A 20,612-nucleotide genomic window follows, 5' to 3' on the forward strand; every position below is an offset into this window, starting at 1 on the left:
CCAATACAAAAACACATTGAGCTTTCTCATTGAGGAGTAATTAAGCATTATAATGAACAAAATAGTCCCTGTTGAATAAAATAAGTAGAACTCAGAGCTATATGAAAATAAATCTGGGTAAAAAACAATAATGAAAGTCAAAATTGAATATACGGACATTGAAACCTTATCCCATAAATCGAGTTTTCTCACATAAAATAAAGGTAAACCTTTAACCTTTACCTTTTCTAATATTTTATTAACTCTAACTAGACTTGAACTGTTTTCCATTTTCCTTTTCTAAAAAGCCAAATTCCTACAATCGCAATTAAAACTTCAGCTAAAGTTATCGCTGCAAATACACCAACAGGACCAAAACCAAAGGTTATTGCCATCAGATACGCAAATGGTAACTGAAATAACCAAAAACACACAAAATTGATATAGGTTGGTGTTTTGGTATCTCCTGAACCATTAAACGATTGAATTACTACCATACCGTAAGCATAAGCTATGTATCCTGCTGCTATAATTTGTAAACATAAAGCTCCGTTTTCAACTACCATTGTGTTCTCAGAAAACCACCCTAAAAATGTAGGAGCAAAGAACATATAGATTAACGAAACAACTCCCATAAAAAAGGCACAATATTTACTAGTTATCCAAACCGATTTTTCTGCTCTTTCTGGTTGTTGTGCTCCTAAATTTTGACCCACTAAAGTTGCTGCAGCATTACTCATTCCCCAAGCAGGCATTAAGGTAAACATCATAATACGTATCGCTATTGTATAGCCAGCTAAAACTTCACTACCAAACTCAGATATAATACGCATTAAAAATACCCAGCTAGAAGTACCAATAATAAATTGTCCTATTCCGCCTAACGACACTTTTATTAAGTTTACCATTACAGCTACTCTTATTACTAAGTCTTTTACTACTAGTTTTATTTTCCCTGCTCCAAAAAATAGTATTGACAATTGTGTAATTACAGCAGTTCCTCTACCAATAGTGGTTGCTATTGCCGCTCCTTCTACCCCATAAGCAGGTATTGGACCTAATCCAAAAATGAATATTGGATCTAAAATAATATTCAATCCGTTTGACAAAATCAAAGTCCACATCGCTATAGAAGCATTTCCTGCTCCTCTAAAAACAGCATTGATTAAAAAGAGTAGCATCACAGTTATATTCCCTCCTAATAATACACGTGTATAACCGTATCCTTCAGCTATTAAATCAGGTTCACCACCCATCAACTCTAAAATTTCCTTAGGATATAAAATTCCGACAATACTAATAAGGACTGAAATAAATATTCCTAAAAAGATAACTTGTACAGCTGTTTGATTTGCTCCTTCACTATCTTTTTCTCCTGTCCTTCGAGCCACCAATGCGGTTGCAGCCATACTTAGTCCGATAGCCACTGCATATACCAAAGTTAATACCGATTCGGTTAATCCAACTGTAGCTACCGCATTCACGCTCACTCTTGAAACGTAAATAATATCTACCAGGGCAAAAATAGATTCCATTAACATTTCTAAAATCATCGGAATTGAAAGCATGAATATTGCTTTTTTTATGCTTCCTGTGGTAAAATCTTGCTGCCTACCTAAAACAGCATCTTTAAAAAGTGAAAATATAGTTTGTTTTGAAGTTTGATTGTTATTAGTCATTATAAGTTTTTTAAATACATTAATCTCCTTAAGAAAAACTTAAGGCGTAACTACTTGTTGCTCAAGCAACGGTGCTATGTGTGCGACTTATACAATCATAATGATACAAATATGCAAAAATAATTTTAATTAAATTCAATATCTTCGTGCTATGATTAAGATTGCCATTATAGGGGGCGGTAATGTAGCTACACATTTAGCCAATGCTTTTAGCAAAACAAACTATGTATCACTGGTACAAGTTTGCGCTAGGAATATTGAGCAAATTGAGCATTTAAAAAACGTTACTTCTATTACAAATAGTATTGAATTATTGAAAAAAGCTGACGTATATGTTATTGCCGTTTCTGATGATGCTATAGGAAGTGTTTCAAATAAAATTAATCACCAAAACAGCTTGATAGTCCATACTTCGGGAAGTGTAGAAATGCAATCGATTCAAACCAAAGGACGTAAAGGTGTTTTCTATCTTTTACAAAGTTTTTCTAAAAATAAAAAAGTGAATTTTGATGAAATTCCATTTTGTTTAGAAGCTGAAAACGAAAGTGATTTACAATTATTAGAAACTCTAGCCAAATCTATCGGGAAAAAGATATATCATATCAATTCAGAACAGCGAAAACAATTGCATGTCGCTGCTGTTTTTGTAAATAATTTTACGAACCATATGTATAAAATTGGTGCTGATATTTGTAACAAACATCAAGTTCCTTTTGAAGTATTACAGCCTTTGATTAAAGAAACAGCTCAAAAAATAACAAAACTAAGTCCTGAAGAAGCACAAACAGGGCCTGCCAAGAGAAATGATCAAAAAACCATTCAAAACCATTTAGCGTTATTGAATGCTGAACAGCAAGAAATTTATAAACTTATTACAAAATCAATCCAACAGAATGGAAAAAAGCTATAAAGAATACTTACCTCAAATAGATACCTTTATTTTTGATGTAGATGGTGTACTAACTAACGGAATTGTAACTGTTTTTCCTGACGGACAACTCGTACGCCAAATGAATATTAAAGATGGGTATGCTTTAAAAACTGCAGTAAAAGCTGGTTTTAAGGTGTGTATAATCTCTGGAGGAAAAAATGAAGGAGTTCGTACTCGTTTAGAAGACTTAGGGATTACAGATATCTATTTGGGAGCTCACGATAAAATTCAACAATTCAACGAGTTGATTGAAAAATACAAATTGAACCCTGAGAATGTGGTATATATGGGAGACGACATTCCTGATTATCCAGTTATGAAGTTAGTAGGTATGCCTGCTTGTCCTAACGATGCTGCTCGTGAAATACAACAAATCTCAAAGTATGTTTCTGATAAAACTGGCGGTAATGGTTGCGCTCGCGACATTATAGAACAAGTTTTACGTGTGCAAGGAAAATGGGATAACAACTTTGATGCACAATACGATTAATTGGAATAATTTTTGAAAAAGATATCTCTAAAAATTTATACATGATGAAAAAAACAATTTTTACTTTAGTACTTACTGCTATTAGCTTTTCTATAAACGCACAAACTATTTTTGGTAAATGGGAAAACCGTGACGAAGAAACAAACAAAGTAGACTCAGTAATTGAAGTATATGAAAAAGACGGAAAAGCCTACGCCAAAATTGTGGAAATCACTAATAAAAAACGCCAAAAAGCAGTTTGTGATAAATGCAGCGGAAAACGTAAAAATAACCCAATTTTAGGTATGAATATTTTAACTGGTTTATCGAAGGATGGTAATGAATGGAGTGGTGGAAAAATTTTGGATCCTAAAAACGGTAAAGAATACAAGTGCTACATAAAACTAGATGGCAAAGACAAACTAAAAATTAGAGGTTATATAGGTTTTGCTGCTTTTGGTAGAACAGCCTATTGGCACCGTAAAAACTAAACTTTAATACACGCAATTTAAAGCATCATTTTTAATGGTGCTTTTTTTAAAAAAAATAAAAGACAAACATATCTTTTATAAAAGAAATTGATATCTTTGTCCCATAAATAAGTATATGTTTTCAAAATCTTGTGAATACGGTTTAAGAGCAACTATTTTTGTTGCAGAACAATCTAGCTTAGATAATAAAGTTGGTGTAAAAGCAATTGCTACTGCAATTGATTCTCCAGAAGCTTTTACGGGAAAAATATTACAAATTTTAACGAAGAATAATATTATCGATTCTATAAAAGGACCGTATGGCGGATTTGTAATTAATAAAGCTAACCTTAAAAAAATTCGTTTAAGCGACGTAGTTCGTGTATTAGATGGCGATAGTATTTATACAGGATGTGGATTAGGATTAAAACAATGTGACGATAGCTCTCCCTGCCCTCTTCACTTTAAATTCGTAGAGATTAGAGATAACTTAAGAAAAATGTTAGAAGAAAACACGCTTTACGATGTATTATACACCAATGATAAAAAAAATACTTTCTGGTTAAAACGTGAATAAAAAAATTTACAATAATAAAAGACAAAAAGGTCTTTTTATTTTTTATAGAATATAAACTGAAACAAAATGGAAATAAATAACAACTCAATAGTAGCAGATATAGTTGCAAACAACTATAAAACAGCTACAATTTTTAAACTATATGGTATCGATTTTTGTTGCAACGGGAACAGAACAATTCAAGAAGTTGCTACAAAAAAAAATATTGTTCCAGATACCTTGATAAATAAACTTATTCGTATCGACAGAGGATCTAAGTCAAATATCGATTATCAAAACTGGTCCTTAGATTTTTTATGCGATTACATTTACCAAAATCATCACACATATGTTGAAAAACAAATTCCTGAGATTCTAGAATACCTAACTAAAATAGCTAAAGTACATGGTGACAACCATCCTGAGTTACACGAAGTTTTACAGCTTTTTAAAGAAAGTGCAGGGGAACTTACCACACATATGAAAAAAGAGGAACTCATTTTATTCCCTTTTATAAAAAAATTAGTTGAAGCGAGTAACACAAATATTCCCCTTCCTCCTCCTCCATTCGGTACGGTAGAGAATCCTATTAATATGATGCATACCGAACATGATAATGAGGGTAGTAGATTTAGAACAATTTCAAAACTTACCAATAATTATACTCCGCCTGAAGACGCATGTAACACATACAAAGTTGCATTAGCTATGCTACAGGAGTTTGAAGAAGATTTGCACAAACACATTCATTTAGAAAACAACATTCTATTTAAAAAAGCAATCAACGTAGAAAATCAATTAAATTAAATAATCATTAATCAATGAGAAAAATTTGGACTGGATTTATTGCAGTAGTGGTATTATCATTTATTGCATTAATATGGGTAGGTACAGAAATTTATCAAACCCAACCCCCTATTCCTGAAACAGTAAAAGTTAAGGGAAGTAACGAAACTATTTACACTAAAAAAGATATTCAAGATGGACAGAACGTATGGGAGTCTATTGGAGGAATGGAAGTCGGCTCTATCTGGGGACACGGAAGTTATGTTGCTCCTGATTGGACTGCAGATTGGATTCACAAAGAAGCCGTTTATTTATTAAACTATTGGGCTAAAAAAGATTTTAATACTAACTATGATGCTTTAGATGAAGAAAACAAAGCTGCCTTAAAAGCTCGTTTGGTAAAAGATATTAGAACCAACACTTTTAATGAAAAAGACCAATCAATAACGATTTCAAAAGAACGAAAAGAAGCCATTGAATCAAACTCTGCATACTATGCTAACATTTTTTCAAAAGGTCATGAAAAATATGCCATTCCAGAAGGTGCATTAACCGATACTGAGAAACTAGCTAAACTTAATGCCTTTTTATTCTGGACTTCTTGGGCTGCCAGTACAGAAAGACCTGGTCAAGAATATACCTATACATCTAACTGGCCTCACGAACCGTTAATTAATAATACAATCACTCCCGATTCTCAAATTTGGTCAGGGTTCTCAATAATTCTATTACTGTTATTTATAGGAATATTGACCTATTATTATATTAGAAATCATGAAAAAGGGGAAGCCGTTACCAATCCTGGTAAAGACCCATTACTTGATTTAAAACTATTTAGATCGCAAAAAGCCGTACTAAAATACTTCTTAGTCATTTCTTTATTGATAGTATTACAAGTAGTTTTAGGAATTATTACTGTACACTATACAGTAGAAGGTCAAGCTTTCTTTGGTTTTAATTTATCTGAATATCTTCCGTATTCAATCTCTAGAACATGGCACACGCAGCTTGCCGTTTTTTGGATTGCCGCTACATGGTTAGCAACAGGATTATTCTTAGCGCCAATTATTAGTGGTAAAGAAATGAAATATCAAGTTTTCGGAATCAACTTCTTGTTTATCGCCTTGTTAATTATTGTCTTAGGCTCTATGTTAGGAGAATGGCTAGGGGTACATCAGTTTTTAGACTTAACCACTAATTTCTTCTTTGGTCACCAAGGGTACGAGTACATGGATTTAGGTAGATTTTGGCAAATATTCTTGGGCATCGGTTTAATTTTATGGGTTGTCATGGTAGGACGACACGTATTATATGGTATCCATAAAAAAGACGATTCTAAACATTTACTTTCCATCTTATTAATAGCCGTGGTTGCTATTGGTATGTTCTTTTTCTCTGGATTAATGTATGGAGAAAACAGCTCATTACCCGTAATTAATTATTGGAGATGGTGGCTCGTACACCTATGGGTAGAAGGGTTCTTTGAGGTATTTGCTACAGTAATTATCGCCTATATTTTCTCTCGAATGAAAATTATTTCAACCAAAACAGCAGGAAAAACCGCTATTGCTTCCGCAACAATTTTCCTAGCTGGTGGTATCATTGGTACTTTACATCACTTGTATTATTCAGGAACTCCAGTACAAGCTATTGCCTTGGGAGCTACCTTTAGTGCTTTAGAAGTTGTACCACTAACCTTAATGGGCTTTGAAATCAGGGAAAACTGGAACCTATTAAAAAAGAACGTCTGGATTCAACGTTATAAATGGCCGATATTTTTCTTTATTGCGGTTGCTTTTTGGAATATGGTAGGAGCTGGTGTATTCGGATTCTTAATCAATCCTCCTATTGCTCTATACTACATCCAAGGATTAAACACCACTGCGGTACATGCCCATACTGCCTTGTTTGGAGTATATGGTATGTTAGGTATGGGCTTTATCTTAATCTGTTTACGCCTGTATTCGAACATTCCTTGGAATGAAAAATTAGTAAAAAATGCATTTTGGTTTTTAAATGGAGGATTGATATTAATGGTCGTATTAAGTTTGTTACCAGTAGGTGTAATTCAAGCATATACTTCAATTACCAAAGGGTACTCTTTTGCCAGAGACCCAGAATTGCTATACAATCCGACCGTACAAACACTTAAATGGATGCGAATGATTGGAGATATTGTATTCTCTTTGGGTATTGTGTGTTTCTGTTGGTTTGTGGTAAAAACTACCATCAAAGCAATAAAACAAAAATCGTAACCCCTATTTATTTTACTAAAAAGCCTGTATGGAATGCTATCTATACAGGCTTTTTACATCAAAAACTTAAAGTACCTTTTCAAAAACACGCCTTAGTCGCAACAAAATAGAAAATATTTTATGGTTTTCCCTTATTTTTTTACGGTTTTATTCAACCATTTAATATCTCAATACTTTAAGTTTGAGAAATTAAAAATTCAAATTATGTTAAAGAACATTTCAAGTTTAGGTTTCACCCTAAACAAAAACGAGCAAAAAAATATTAAGGGTGGTACTTATCGCGAACAAGAAGATTCAAAATGTGGTCCTGAAATGTCAGCAGAAGAACACAATCATTGCTGTTTAGTTGATCCATTTAGCATTTATTGTTAAAAATCTTTTTAAGCGAACTTTTGTTCGCTTTTTTCTTTTTTATTTACATACTTTCTTTGAAACAAGAAAACCGTCAAACTCCTACTTTATGGAGTTTTTTTAGTTTTAAGCATAACTTTTAATCAGAGAGAGAGAGAGAGAGAGAAAAATGTTTAGTTCTACGAATATAAATCTCTTTAAAAATAAGTAATTCCATTTCTCAAGATTTTTTCGCTCTTGATGAGCTTAATAGAAAAGCAGATTGCTTCGTCCTACCCTCCTCGCAATGACGAAAACTAACAAAAACAACGTCATTACGAACAAAACGCAATGGAGTGATATAATCTTAAAAATAAAATAACTGTCATTTCGAGTGATAACGAGAAATCTCATAAATCAGAGTAACTTATACAATCTTAAGATTTCTCCCGCTGGTCGAAATGACGATAATCAAGAAAAGATTGCTTCGTCATACCTCCTCGCAAAGACGGAAATCAACAAACAGCAACGTCATTACGAACAGAACGCAGTGAAGTGACGTAATCTCAAAAATAAAATAACTGTCATTTCGAGTGATAACGAGAAATCTCATAAATCAGAGTAACTTATACTATCTTAAGATTTAGCTCCACTGAATCTTAAGATTTCTCAGTCGCATACTCCTTCGAAATGACGAAAATCAACAAACAACAACGTCATTACGAACGAAACGCAGTGAAGTGACGTAATCTCATGAATCTAAAACGGTCATTTCGATTGATAACGAGAAATCTCATGAATCAGAGTAACTTATACTATCTTAAGATTTCTTCCGCTGGTCGAAATGACGATAATCAAGAAAAGATTGCTTCGTCCTACCCTCCTCGCAATGACGAAAATCAACAAACAACAACGTCATTACGAACGAAACGAAGTGGAGTAACATAATCTCATGAATCTAAAACGGTCATTTCGAGTGATAACGAGAAATCTCATGAATCAGAGTAACTTATACTATCTTAAGATTTCTCCTACTGGTCGAAATGACGATAATCAAGAAAAGATTGCTTCGTCCTACCCTCCTCGCAATGACGAAAATCAACAAACAACAACGTCATTACGAACGAAACGCAGTGAAGTGACGTAATCTCATGAACCTTAGTTACTCATAACATTAAGATTTCTCAGTCGCTCATAAAATCACTTCTTCGAAATGACGGTCACCAAGAAAAAAGATTGCTTTGTCCTACCCTCCTCGCAATGACGGAAATCAACAATCAACAACGTCATTACGAACAGAACGTAGTGAAGTGACGTAATCTTGTGAATCTTAGTTACTCATAACATTAAGATTTCTCAGTCGCTCATAAAATCGCTTCTTCGAAATGACAGTAATCGAGAAAAAGATTGCTTCGTCCTTCACTCCTCGCAATGACGGTAGTTAGGAAGCAATTTATTTCAATCGTTAACACTCCTTAACAATGACATACTAAACCTACGGAAATCCACATTTATTTCTTCATATATCACCTTTTTAATCAACTTATTATCAGATAATTTTGCTGATATATAAAATATGAATTATGGAAGAGATTGTTTTTAAAACCTTATTATCAGACACTAAGTTTAGCAGAATAGAAAACTTTATTCAAGACGTTATTAGTAGTAATAAAAATAATGGAGCTACCTATGAAACAGTAAGGGAATCCCTTATAAAACTGATTTTATATCGATTTATCAAAATAGATACTAACGCTTCTAACGATTGTATTTTAAAAGAACCTAATTTTTACCAAGCTCGTGAATTAGGAAGTGTGAGTTCTTGGTTAGAAAAGCGACGCGCTTATAGATCTTCTTAATACAATTACACAATAGTCCCCCACTTTTAGGAGGGTTTAATGCTTTCTTATTTGATTGTAAACAAAACCTTTGTTAGATTTTAGAAAGCGAACTTCGGTTCGCTTTTATTTACAGTACAACATCTTTTTAGGTAAATATAAACTCTTAACATAGCGAGAAGTTTTTAACAATAAAACAGGCTATCTTAATAAATTTAAGGGAAACCCTTACTTATTTTATGGTTTTTCAAAAGCTTAAACCATATCTAGATTCTATTTTTAAGAAATTAAAAAACAACCTATTATGTTAAAAAAAATCTCAAATTTAGGATCAATACTAACTAAAGAAAGCCAAAAACTTGTGCAAGGTGGAGCTATACAATATTGCTCTATATGTTTAAACCTTTGTAGAGCACAGAACTTTCCAACTAAAGAAGAGTTTAGCGCTTGTTATAATGATTGCAAACAAGAATTTTGTTAAACTTCAAAAGCGGACTAAGTCCGCTTTTCTTTTTTATCATATTCCTCTAAAATACCGTTCTTATAGATTCTTTATGTATTTATATGGTAATACCAACTTTGATAATTGTATTAGTGGCAACTGAGTTTCGGTTACCGCTGAGAATACAGATAAATCAAATGAAAAATAGGCATCTGTTGTCATAGGCTTATTCTCTTCGTACCATTTTTCTAACGCTTCTGCTAGTTGACATACAAAAGGCGTACTAGTTGTAATTTCTCGAGAACATCCACCTTCTGGTATTGTATAATCTTCAGGAATCATAAAAGAAAAAGGAGTATATAACAATATCGGTAATTGAATTGATGGTAAATCACTTTTCGTTTTATCTTGTAAATAGTAATTCCATGCTCCAGTTATTTTAATTGTTTGCTCTTGCAACTCATCATAAGTAAAAAATGTTTTAAAGAACGTTGCCAAGTGCTCTGATAAGGATACTGTGCTTCCGTTTTCATCTATTATTTTAGCGATATTAATTTCTGTATTATTACTCAATAGTGGTATTAATTTATTCGAAAATTTTACCAAAGGAGTTCTGTAAATAAACTTAGTATTTGTAGGATTATCTTCTACCAATCCTTCGTTTCTAATGACAGCAATTCCTGCCCAAGTATTTTGAAATTGTAATATATTTAATCCATTTACCTCAACCGTTCTATTTGGAATTTCAAAAGAACAAGGATATCCTAAATATTCCTTCGGATTGGCTTCAGGATCTTTTACATACCAATATGAATTTTCAATAGGTGTACCAGATTCATCCGTCGCTTGTACTCTTGTGTAATCTTTTATATTAATTACGGGAATATCTGGAATCTCAGCCTGTTGAACAGCTAATTCATCTATAAATAATTTCTTATCTATTTCAGACATATCTTGAGGAGGAACTATAGTTACCACCAAACGCTTACACTCTTCATTGCCTTGACAGTCGCAAGTAGTCGTAAAATATGGATCTTCTTTTTGCTGTATGATAAAATCGTAGGCACTTATAGTTTCTTGAGACGATTGTAAGAGCATTGTATTTTTATTGTGCTCTGTCCAAGCCAAAGCCAAGTTATGGGTTAATTGCACCATTGTTTGCATGGCATAAAATGCATTATTAAGATTTGGATCAGTCTCATCAGATGCAGGTGAGATAAGTGTTAAATATTTGGTCATATCATTTAGCACTGGCGTCCATACACTTACCATTTGAGCCATATCGTTAAATAGATCTCGAGAACTACTATAACGTGAAGCTTTATTGTTTTGACTATCAAAAGTATTAAATCTAATATCAGAATAAATCTGATCTTGTGCAGCCTGATCTTCAGAGTAAGTGTACATAAAATTCCATTCAGAAGCTTTTTCAAGTTTCTCTTTGGTTGTATCACCTGTTACCGATACCGCTGTACCTTCTTGTGTAGTTAAGGTTGGTGGTTTAGGATAGTTACGAAGTACAATAGGAATATCTACAGTACCCAGAGATTGCTGTAACGGAGAATTGTCAAAATCAGGTTCAGCGGTCTCTGCTAAATTAATAGGAACTATAAATGTTAACCATTTTGACGCTTGATATCCTTTTACATCAGGAACATCAGTAATATCAAATTCAATATGAGTAATTTGATAATCCATATCAAGAGAAACAGTAGTAAATTCTTTACTATTTTTAGTTGAGAAGATAAAAGACATATCTGATGTTTCTTCTCCTCCTTCATAATCCAACTGTATTTTAGCATTCGAAATCGAATACAGTTTGCTCTCTCCTTCTGGGTTGTTAACAATACTCGGAGTACCATACAAACGAGGAGCAATCTGATCTTTACCTTCTCTTGCTATTCCAGATTGAGCAGTCACTTGCATCTGTACCACAGCATTAATAGAATAGGTGTTTCCTAATTGCATGAGTAATTGTTGTTTAAACTTTTCCTGAGCACTTAAAACTTCTGTCTCACTTACCTCAGGTGCTGTAAGAATTGGGACTACCTTGGTTGAAATGGCTTCTGCCAGTAATGATTTAGCATTAGTAATAGCCTCAAGGTAAGATGTAGCATCAATTTCTTGTTCTTGTAAAAATGCTTTTTCTTCTTCAGACTTTAATTGGTCTACCAAAAATCCTGGTACTGCATATTCTGAACTTAAGAAAAGATCTATTGCATCTAAGCATTGTTTTCCCCAAATATCCATATCAATACCTGTAAAATTCTTTACAGAACCTTTCTCACAATCTAGCCCTTTACCTGTAACGTAAGAACATATCGGTACATCTTTTTTAGATGTTAAACTAGTAGAAATTGGTAACGGTGCATAAAAAGACGCATTTAATAGGCTATAAGTATAAATCTGTATCTGATATGTGGTAAACTCTTCATTGGTTAAAACCCCTTGTAATGCTTCATCAAAACTGGTTTTACTCAAATATATAGTTCCGATTAACGGTGTAAGTTTATCCGTTACAGAAACAGGAACTCCTACTGCTGTTAATTTAGAAATAGAATCGCTTGTAAGTTCATAAGACCCTGAAGGTTCAACACTCCAGTAAATACCATTACCCGGCTTTAATCCCATTCTTACAATATAAATAGATTCATCTTTTTGACTTCCAACCAACTCTTCATTTATACCTGTAGCAATTTTAAGTATATATTCATTTTCTTGATAGAACGTTTTTTCAAAATTGATAGCAAATTCAGTTAATGAATAATTTTGAGTTTTCTCACCAGCACTATTTTCTTGCCCAATAGTTGGAACATAAGTATTAGGCTGAACAAAAGTACTTGTTGAAGTAACCGATGGACTATCTTTAAAGTCGTTATTAACAAAAGATAAATCTCGTTCCATATGCAGCACAACTGTTAGTTCAAAAATAGAAGCTGTTTCCAAGTTTTCTATTGCTACTGGTTGTTTTATTGAACTCATTGTTGGAGCTGTAGGTACCGTTTGACAGTAAGCAATAGTATATAAATAAGAGTAAATTTCTTTTACAAAATCATTAATTGGCTCTAAATCTACATCAGTTTCAATCTCTGGAAGTAACGAAGTACTTAATGTAAGTGCAACCGTGTTTTGACCTTCTTTATAAGGGTTGTATTGATTTATTTGATAATAAATATTAGTATATACAGCTAAGTCGTGTAATGCATTTTTTTGGTACTCTGGAGCATCTGGATCATTAGGATCTGATACGCAAGGTTTACCATCTGTATTTTGATATCGTGTAATATCAAAAGAGAAATTTAATAACAGCTCTCGGTCTGTATCATTTTCTAAGGTTACATCATAAGTGATAAACAAACTTGGCCATTGCGAGAACCCTTTTAATTCATCAAGATACCCTACTTGAACTGGTGGATTGTTAAGAGGCGATTTTGTATTTAGTTCTGGGTCGCTAAATGGTGTTACTGTCTCATTACCATAATAATCAACCCAATCAAAATGTATTTGTAATGTGTTTCCGATACCTCTATATGGGTTATCTTCTTTTTGAGGAAATCCTGCAGGATAAGAATTATTAGGATTGTCTACCGCATATTCTGCAATAGGAATTACTTGATTATAATTCCAAGGCGAATCACTGTTCTCTTCGTTTTGATCATCAGTACTCTCCGGACCAGAAGGTAAACCTACAATACTTTTGTTAAAATACCTATTGGCTACTATTTGATAGTTTAACAGATTGTATAAATTATTCAAATAGATTTCGGCATAACCAGAATCATTTGGGTTATCTGGCGGAGTTCCAGGATCTGTTCGAGTTAACTCAAACCCTGCTGTACCTTGCTGTATTGATGATACTTTATGAACTACCTGATCAACTATAGCAAATGTTGTATTGACATCAAAAACAGCTGCATCTTTAATTATAAAAGATAATGTATCAACATCAATAAAGTAGTAATTGGCTATACTTTGCATCGTATTACCTGGAGTACCTTCTCCTGTCGTTATCTGATAAGTAACTGTAGGTATTTCTACCAATTGCCACACAGGTAAACTATCCCAATTGTCAATATTTGGATTAAGGTTCTTAACATCATCTGGATTCACATTAAAATATTCTGCAATGGCAGTTAAATTATTAGACGGTGTATCAGTTGAAAGACCAACCTCATATTGCAATCCGTTCAAAACAATTGGCTTTGCTGATGTATTAAGTTTTACATCCGTTTCATTAAGGTTAGCGAGCTCACTAATTAATATATTATATTGAAATGAAATGCTTTGTAACGTTTCATTTGCTGAAGTCGTTGTATAGCTTAAATCTTTTTGAGCTTTAGACTCTGCATAAACAATAGAAGATGACGTATCGATTTTATCTCCCGTTACAGCACAATTCATAAAATCTTTAAGAATATTATTGTATGAATTACTATAAGTAACCAGTAATGAAATTGTCCCATTTCCTGAACTGTCAAAAATAGTATCAGGGAAACCAGTATTTCCTTCAATTTCGTTGTATAATAAATAATATCCTCCAGACCTCGTAATACTACACTCCCATAATAATTTTACAAAATCGTATAATGTGTTTAAAACTCCGTTAGGTTTTATAGCTTCCGCTTCTTTCCCTAAATAAAAGGCAGTAGGTTGTGCAGGGTTTGTTTCTGTTGATAAATTAGATTGAACAATAAATGTTTTCATATTTAGGTTTCCAACAGAAAGTAATCCATCACTTCCTTCATACAACCACTGTATATCTTCTATTACTCCTTGATTATTATTAGAAGAATTTGAATCTAAAACTCTTAATAATCTCTCCAAAATTTGTGTACCAGATTCATTCGCCCCAATTAATTCGTACGTAAATGCACTTGTTCCTGGAGCAGTATCATCTGCCTGTTTTTTAATATCTATTTCTAAGAGCGTAGACCAACCATAATAATCAGAATTTTTATAATCCATAACTCCTTTTGCGGCATTATACGTTCCTATTTGAATATCCATTGCAGATCCAGCCTTTTTAGGTAACGCTATTTGCTGTAAAAGACTTGATGGGAAATTCCAAATTAAAGGAGAAATTTCTGTTTGATTTCCTAAACTACCATAAGGAAGATTTACTACTCCTGAGGTACTCCATTGCGTAACGGTTTGAAAAGTATATTGAACTGGAGCTAAATTATAAGGTGTCATAGCTGCCAGTTTTAAAATATCTGGTTCTATTCCTGTTGTCTGAGCATAATTAATCACTGTAGAAATTTGTGATATATCTTCTGCTGTTAATTTTATTGGTAATACGGCTTTTTTAGGATCTCCTGAAGGAACCTCTCCATTGAATTGTAACCAATCTAATGTAGTGTTGATTAAATTGATAGTAAACCCTTCTTTTACATCGTTCGGAATTTTAAATTGCTGTCCTGTCAATCTATACAAAGCACAATCATCACCCGTACAAGAAGAATTTGAATTAAGTGTTAATCCAGGTAAAGTAGTTGGTAATCTCATTCCATGAAGTTGGTATCGAGACACCATACCTGATAACTGTGTATATGATTGATTTGCTTTAAAATAATCTAATATACTTTGTACATCTAAACATCTTAATTCAGGAATGTTTGCTGTACTGTAATTATCTGAATCATAGAATAAATTATTTAACTGTTGATTATTATAATTGGTTCCTAAAGTTTCAGAAGTTGTACTATATTTTTGAGCTATTTTACCTAAGGTTTCTGCATCTTCAGGACTACTAAAAGTAATAGTTGTATGAATAAAAGGCTGAATTAACAATACCCCCAAAGGTTGCACCTGTAATGATTGAACTTCGATATCATTAGCAAGATCATTTACTGTTACTGTATTGTCAGGAGTACTTAGTTTTTTTGCAATCCCTGTAAGAGTATCTCCTGGTACAATTTCATAAGTAATGCCATCATAAACAAATGAATTACCCGCTATAAATAACTCTGGAACAGATTGATTTTGTAATAATAAATCAGAAACAGAAATGTTATTATAAACAGTACTAGCTATGTAAGTAAAGGTTTCTTCGCTTTTTGCTGTATAATTTGCTGCAGCTATAATTAAGCATGCTTCAGTAGTTAAAAGTGTATTTTTCTGAAAACTTGAATCATTCGCTAAATCGACAACTGTAGTCTGTAGCCCAGTAGCTACCTCATTAATAGTATCTGTAGCTTTTACTGTATAGGTTTTAGAGTTATACGTAATTTCTTGAACCTGTAATAACCCTGGAATAGCTGCATTTTGTGTAATAAATAATGCTGTTTCTAATGCATATTTAGCACCAATAGAAACAAAATTGTCTCCATCGAGAATAGTATACATTACTCCTGTAATTTGGATACCAATTTCCCCATTTAAAGGATGAGATTGGTTTGCCTTAGAAAGGTCACTTACCTCAACAGCATTGGTTGTTCCATCAGAAGTACTTATACTATTAGCCCAGTTTGCCATGGCACTTAAACTATTACCTTTAGATAATGAGTATGTATAATTTTTTAATGCATCTTCTGCATATCCTATAAGTTGTTTTCCTATAAGTACAAAATAGTCTTCAAAGACAAATGTTGATAAAGAATGTTCAACTGATGCACTTTTTTTCAGAGCAGTATTATTGCTTTCTTCAGATACTTTTACCGCTAGTTCATTAAACCACTTTTTAACTTCAGAAAGATACTCATCTGTTGCCATATTATAAGTACTGAAATTAACATCAACTCCTGCATCTGGAACTGATAATTCCAAATCGAAGAGCATTGGAAATACAGCTGCTGTTTCTGGTTTTGAGCTTTCGGTCACATTTTGAATATTAACAGCCTCAAAAGTATCTTCAAGGAATGATAATAATTTATCTATAGGAATAGGCAATGGTGTTTCTTCATTTGACAGTAAAGCAAGTAACATCTGTAAATCAGCTTCTGATACTGCTAATCCATCTGCCGTAACTCTTGTACTTTCTGTACCAGTTTCGTCAGCATAATTTTGTATTAACCACCTAAAAAAATCTTGACTTAAATACTCAAACGACGAAATAACTCCACTTTCAGAATTTTCAGCATCAGGAGCATCAATCCAAAGTGTGGTAACATACTGAGCTACCTGATCTTTTAATTCTCCATTCTCAGCTCCAGCTACAGTTAAATGTGGAATTAGATAAATATTAAGTGTAGGTGATTTCTCTTCTGTACTTGCTACTACTAATTTAGAATTATAATGCATTGTTTTGGTAGGAAGTACTACTAATCGACTTGTTTTTGCAGTATATACCAAAGATTCACCATCCATAGAATCTAAAAGTTGCCTGTTCCAAGGTGCCATGCTTGTTTGATCTGTACCAATGGTAAGATCGGTTCGTATTTCCGCTTTGAAACTAAAGTTAATTTTAATTGAAAATAATCCTAGATTTATTTTTGCAGAGACTTGTACATCTACTGACGCTACAATTGCCAAAGGCATTTTGTTATAGGCTTCTAAGGTTGCTTGCGCATATACTTTTACGGTAATATTTACAGAAGCCGAAATAATTCCAAAATCTAGAGAACCATAAAGCTTACCTATTAACCCCAAAGTCCCTTGTAACCAATAATAATAAGAGGTTTCTACTTCGGTCTTATTGTTTTCTTGAAGTACTCCTTGATATGGATGATAAGTGGCAATTACTCCTTCAAGAATACCAAAAATTGTAACACTAAATCCGGCACTTAATACACCATAATTAATACTGTAACCAACTCCTACCTGTAAACCAATTCCAAAAACAATTACTGGATTAAAATCACCATAATTAGTTTGTGGTACCTTTTTAGTAGTAACGCTACTTAATTTTCCAAAATAAAAACCTCCTGACCCCATCGCTGGAATACCTGGCGGTACAATGGCTTGTATAGTGAAGGATCTAGAAAAATCAAGTTTATACGGAAATCCTATATCTACCATAAAATCACCATTGGTATAAATGGCTAAGGCAATAGAAGGAAGTGTAATATTAACCGCTCCGAACTGCAAATATCTCAAGGCGTTTGGTAGTGTAAGCGCTATTTGATATACTCCTACTCCGTCTGAGATTTTTTTATACATAATCTCAAAATCTAAGCCAGCAAAAATTTTGGCTTTGTCACCTGCCATTGCAATTCGTAAACCGTATAAATTAGGGTCGTTGAATACAGCTTGCATTTCTAATGTCCATACTGGTTTTTCTTTGGTACCAACGTTAAGGATTCCAAAATCGGTACCTATTAACCAATTTGAATTTTCGTTAAAAGAAAGTAAGGAATTTCCTGAGCCCGGACCAATAGGCACTTTACCTTTTTCTGGAGTATCAAATGCTTTCTCCATAGCGTCAGTCACTTCTTTTATTGATTGGTATTGAGAGGCATTATTTAACTCAACATGTTGCCCCATGGCTAATAAACGTAGCTCAAAGTATTGAGTTCCTTGTCCTGGAACTTCTGGCATGTTTCTTACATCTTGTCCTTTTTCTTTATTAAAAACACTACTGTCGTTAACAGAAGGTACTACCGAACTACCATCGAATGCAATCTGAACACCTTGTGCATTTTTGGTAAGTTTGATTCCATTAATTGTAATAAATATTAAATCAATACTTTTAGGTAATTTATAATCTACTACAACCTCTTTAGTATCTAAATTATAAGTAACCTTAAATCCGTCTAAACTTATTTTATTGAGGATATCCCATGGAGCATCTAATTCAAAATTAGGATCGAACAACATCTTCATAAATGAGGTAAGTAATGACCCTACACTCCAGTTTTTAATCTCAAAAATGATAGTTCTGCTTTCTCCCGCAACATTATATTTAGCTACAAATCCTTCCCATTCAATCATTAATAATTGATCATCACCATCAAAATTATAACCAATCTTAACTTCTGCATTAAAGTATTCAAGTAAAATACTTCCCATTACACCGCCTGAATATTGCTTTCCTTCTGCTTTTGTGGCATCATATTTTAAAGCTAAAGCTGCTGTAATATCTATTCGCTGATTAATTATAGGAAAAGTAAACTTCCACTCTATACTGGTTTTAACTGCATAAGAACCTTTTTCTGTTCCATTTGGAATATCTGCGGTTAAATCAAAACTAGTAATTGACAAATCTGCTGGTAAAAAACTAGTAGGTAACTCAAAGCCTACTTTTTTAAACAACCCATCCATCAATTGCCCTAAGTTTAACTTATCACCCACAGGCATGTTTATGCTTAAATCCCACCCTCCATCTTCTGTTGAAGAATTATAGTTTACTGCTGATTGCAATCTTAGATCTCCAATAGAGAAAAGACCACTAATAGCAGCTGTATATACATTCGAGCCTGTTCCGCTTACTGGAGAAGTAGAGGTAAGTTGTAATGCTGCATCAGTTAATGATATATTTGTAATAAGGTTCATTTCAATATCTCCAGATGCAAAAAATGCATAGTATTTACTATTGATATCCATATCAATACCAAATCCTGTAAATACTACACTTACCAAACTTTCTGGTATTTTTATAAAACCACCTGTTATCGCTGCTAATAAATCATTGATTGAAACGGTTCCATCAAAAGCTGCTGATAAAGTAAGATCAGAAGTAATTTCTACATCAAAACCTCCTTTGAATATGGTTGGAAAAAAATTTACTCTTGATGAGAAAAAGATACTTTGAGCATTGATTGTTCCTGGTCCTGTAACTAACCAATTTACATCAAATTCTTGAATAGTAAAATTATCAAAAAGATTCCAAGCCCCGTTAGACCCGACCAATGTTGATACACTATTAATGCTTAAACCATCTGTAAAATCAAGTGAAGTACTAAATCCTTTAAAAGCTATACTATTTAAAAACTGTTGTAATGTTGGAGGCACAATTGTAAACCAATTGTTCCCTGCCATTAAAGAAAATAAATTTAAGGGTGTTACTGGTTTATTAGGGTCTGATGTTACATTAATATCAAAAGCAGAAGATTCTGTAATTATCCCTGCACTGAAATCCATAGAAATATCATCTCCTAAGTGTAATGTGAGTTGAAAATATAAAACTGGAGTCTGTGTTTTTTCGGTTTCTTCTTCAGTAATACTACTAATATCATCTATATCTGAATCTTGACTTACAAGCTCTTCTATTGTTTTAATTTGAAATCCTACTCCAGGATTACTCACCTCTAAAAAACCTAAAGAAATTACAGTAGCATCTATAGCTACATAAAGATTCATCTCTGGGTAAATAATTTCTTCGTTATTAACAACAGAAGGATCTAAACTTCCTACTAATGCTAACCGAGTACTTGACGACCAAGACGTAAGAAAATCTACTACAGGTTTTAACCATTTGGTTAGTGTAATGAGAGAAGCAAAATTTTGTCCTATTATCAAAGGTACAGTTTGATTTTGCCATGAAAATTTAACTATATCTTCTGTACTAAAAATAAAAGCTGGAGAGCTATACGGAATATTATCAAATACACCACCTGTCATATATTTCCAACTAGTTTCAAACTTCCAGTCGTTTAAATCAATCAATATTGTAAATTGAACATCATTACTTTCATTAACAGTAATAGTTAGAGTAACTTCTGTATTTGTTCTATCTACATTAAGTATTGCAGCCGTAGCATTTTGTATTGTTAAGGTATTTCCTACTGGCTCTGGAATTGTGGTACCCGATGTATTAATTAATAAAGATTTTCCATCAGGTAATTGATACCCCTTAGTTAACAATTCATCCAGACCTTCAGGAGGTATTAATTGAGAATCTGTAAAAGTGACTGCATTAATAGTGATATTACCATTATTGGTGTCTGCCTGTTCTCTAAAAGTGGTTGTAAGGTTAGAAAGACTCATAATACAAAATTGTG

General features: G+C 33.1%; 12 protein-coding genes. 10 read left to right on the forward strand and 2 right to left on the reverse strand.

What is annotated here, in order from left to right; genetic code table 11:
* Positions 1-248 precede the first annotated feature (248 nt).
* Positions 249-1,658, reverse strand: coding sequence for an MATE family efflux transporter (locus DFQ07_RS01355; protein ID WP_133534488.1), 1,410 nt, complete (start codon positions 1,656-1,658; stop codon positions 249-251).
* A gap of 151 nt (positions 1,659-1,809) precedes the next feature.
* Between DFQ07_RS01355 and DFQ07_RS01360 the strand changes: the two genes are divergently transcribed.
* The 10 genes from DFQ07_RS01360 to DFQ07_RS01390 all read left to right on the forward strand — a co-directional run bounded on the left by DFQ07_RS01360 (position 1,810) and on the right by DFQ07_RS01390 (position 9,314).
* Complete coding sequence (locus tag DFQ07_RS01360; protein ID WP_133534489.1) at positions 1,810-2,568, forward strand: Rossmann-like and DUF2520 domain-containing protein; 759 nt, start codon at positions 1,810-1,812, stop codon at positions 2,566-2,568.
* Positions 2,552-3,079: a KdsC family phosphatase gene (locus DFQ07_RS01365; RefSeq protein ID WP_133534490.1), complete on the forward strand. Its 528-nt coding sequence runs from the start codon at positions 2,552-2,554 to the stop codon at positions 3,077-3,079. Before DFQ07_RS01360 ends, DFQ07_RS01365 begins: the two co-directional genes overlap by 17 nt.
* A 44-nt stretch (positions 3,080-3,123) precedes the next feature.
* Positions 3,124-3,549 carry a DUF2147 domain-containing protein gene (locus DFQ07_RS01370; RefSeq protein WP_133534491.1) on the forward strand — a complete coding sequence of 142 codons (426 nt, stop codon included), beginning with the start codon at positions 3,124-3,126 and terminating at the stop codon, positions 3,547-3,549.
* A 115-nt stretch (positions 3,550-3,664) separates the two neighbouring features.
* On the forward strand, positions 3,665-4,105 hold the full coding sequence (locus tag DFQ07_RS01375; RefSeq protein WP_133534492.1) for an RrF2 family transcriptional regulator: 441 nt from the start codon (positions 3,665-3,667) through the stop codon (positions 4,103-4,105).
* A gap of 66 nt (positions 4,106-4,171) precedes the next feature.
* Positions 4,172-4,891 carry an iron-sulfur cluster repair di-iron protein gene (gene ric / locus DFQ07_RS01380; protein ID WP_133534493.1) on the forward strand — a complete coding sequence of 240 codons (720 nt, stop codon included), beginning with the start codon at positions 4,172-4,174 and terminating at the stop codon, positions 4,889-4,891.
* A gap of 14 nt (positions 4,892-4,905) precedes the next feature.
* Positions 4,906-7,125: a nitric-oxide reductase large subunit gene (locus tag DFQ07_RS01385; RefSeq protein ID WP_133534494.1), complete on the forward strand. Its 2,220-nt coding sequence runs from the start codon at positions 4,906-4,908 to the stop codon at positions 7,123-7,125.
* 204 nt (positions 7,126-7,329) lie between these two features.
* Positions 7,330-7,497: a hypothetical protein gene (locus DFQ07_RS15460; RefSeq protein ID WP_166627696.1), complete on the forward strand. Its 168-nt coding sequence runs from the start codon at positions 7,330-7,332 to the stop codon at positions 7,495-7,497.
* Positions 7,498-8,250: 753 nt separating this feature from the next.
* Positions 8,251-8,403, forward strand: coding sequence for a hypothetical protein (locus tag DFQ07_RS15465; RefSeq protein ID WP_166627697.1), 153 nt, complete (start codon positions 8,251-8,253; stop codon positions 8,401-8,403).
* Between the two features lie 46 nt (positions 8,404-8,449).
* The gene (locus DFQ07_RS15470) at positions 8,450-8,602 is read left to right on the forward strand and encodes a hypothetical protein (RefSeq protein WP_166627698.1); all 153 of its coding nucleotides are present in this window, start codon (positions 8,450-8,452) and stop codon (positions 8,600-8,602) included.
* Between the two features lie 436 nt (positions 8,603-9,038).
* Positions 9,039-9,314, forward strand: coding sequence for a hypothetical protein (locus DFQ07_RS01390; protein WP_133534495.1), 276 nt, complete (start codon positions 9,039-9,041; stop codon positions 9,312-9,314).
* A gap of 520 nt (positions 9,315-9,834) precedes the next feature.
* Here the strand turns inward: DFQ07_RS01390 and DFQ07_RS01395 are convergent.
* Positions 9,835-20,598 (reverse strand): LysM peptidoglycan-binding domain-containing protein, encoded by a 10,764-nt coding sequence (locus tag DFQ07_RS01395; protein ID WP_133534496.1) that lies wholly within the window; start codon positions 20,596-20,598, stop codon positions 9,835-9,837.
* Positions 20,599-20,612 lie beyond the last annotated feature (14 nt).

Origin of the sequence: Tenacibaculum caenipelagi, from assembly GCF_004363005.1 — a bacterium.
Lineage (GTDB): Bacteria > Bacteroidota > Bacteroidia > Flavobacteriales > Flavobacteriaceae > Polaribacter > Polaribacter caenipelagi.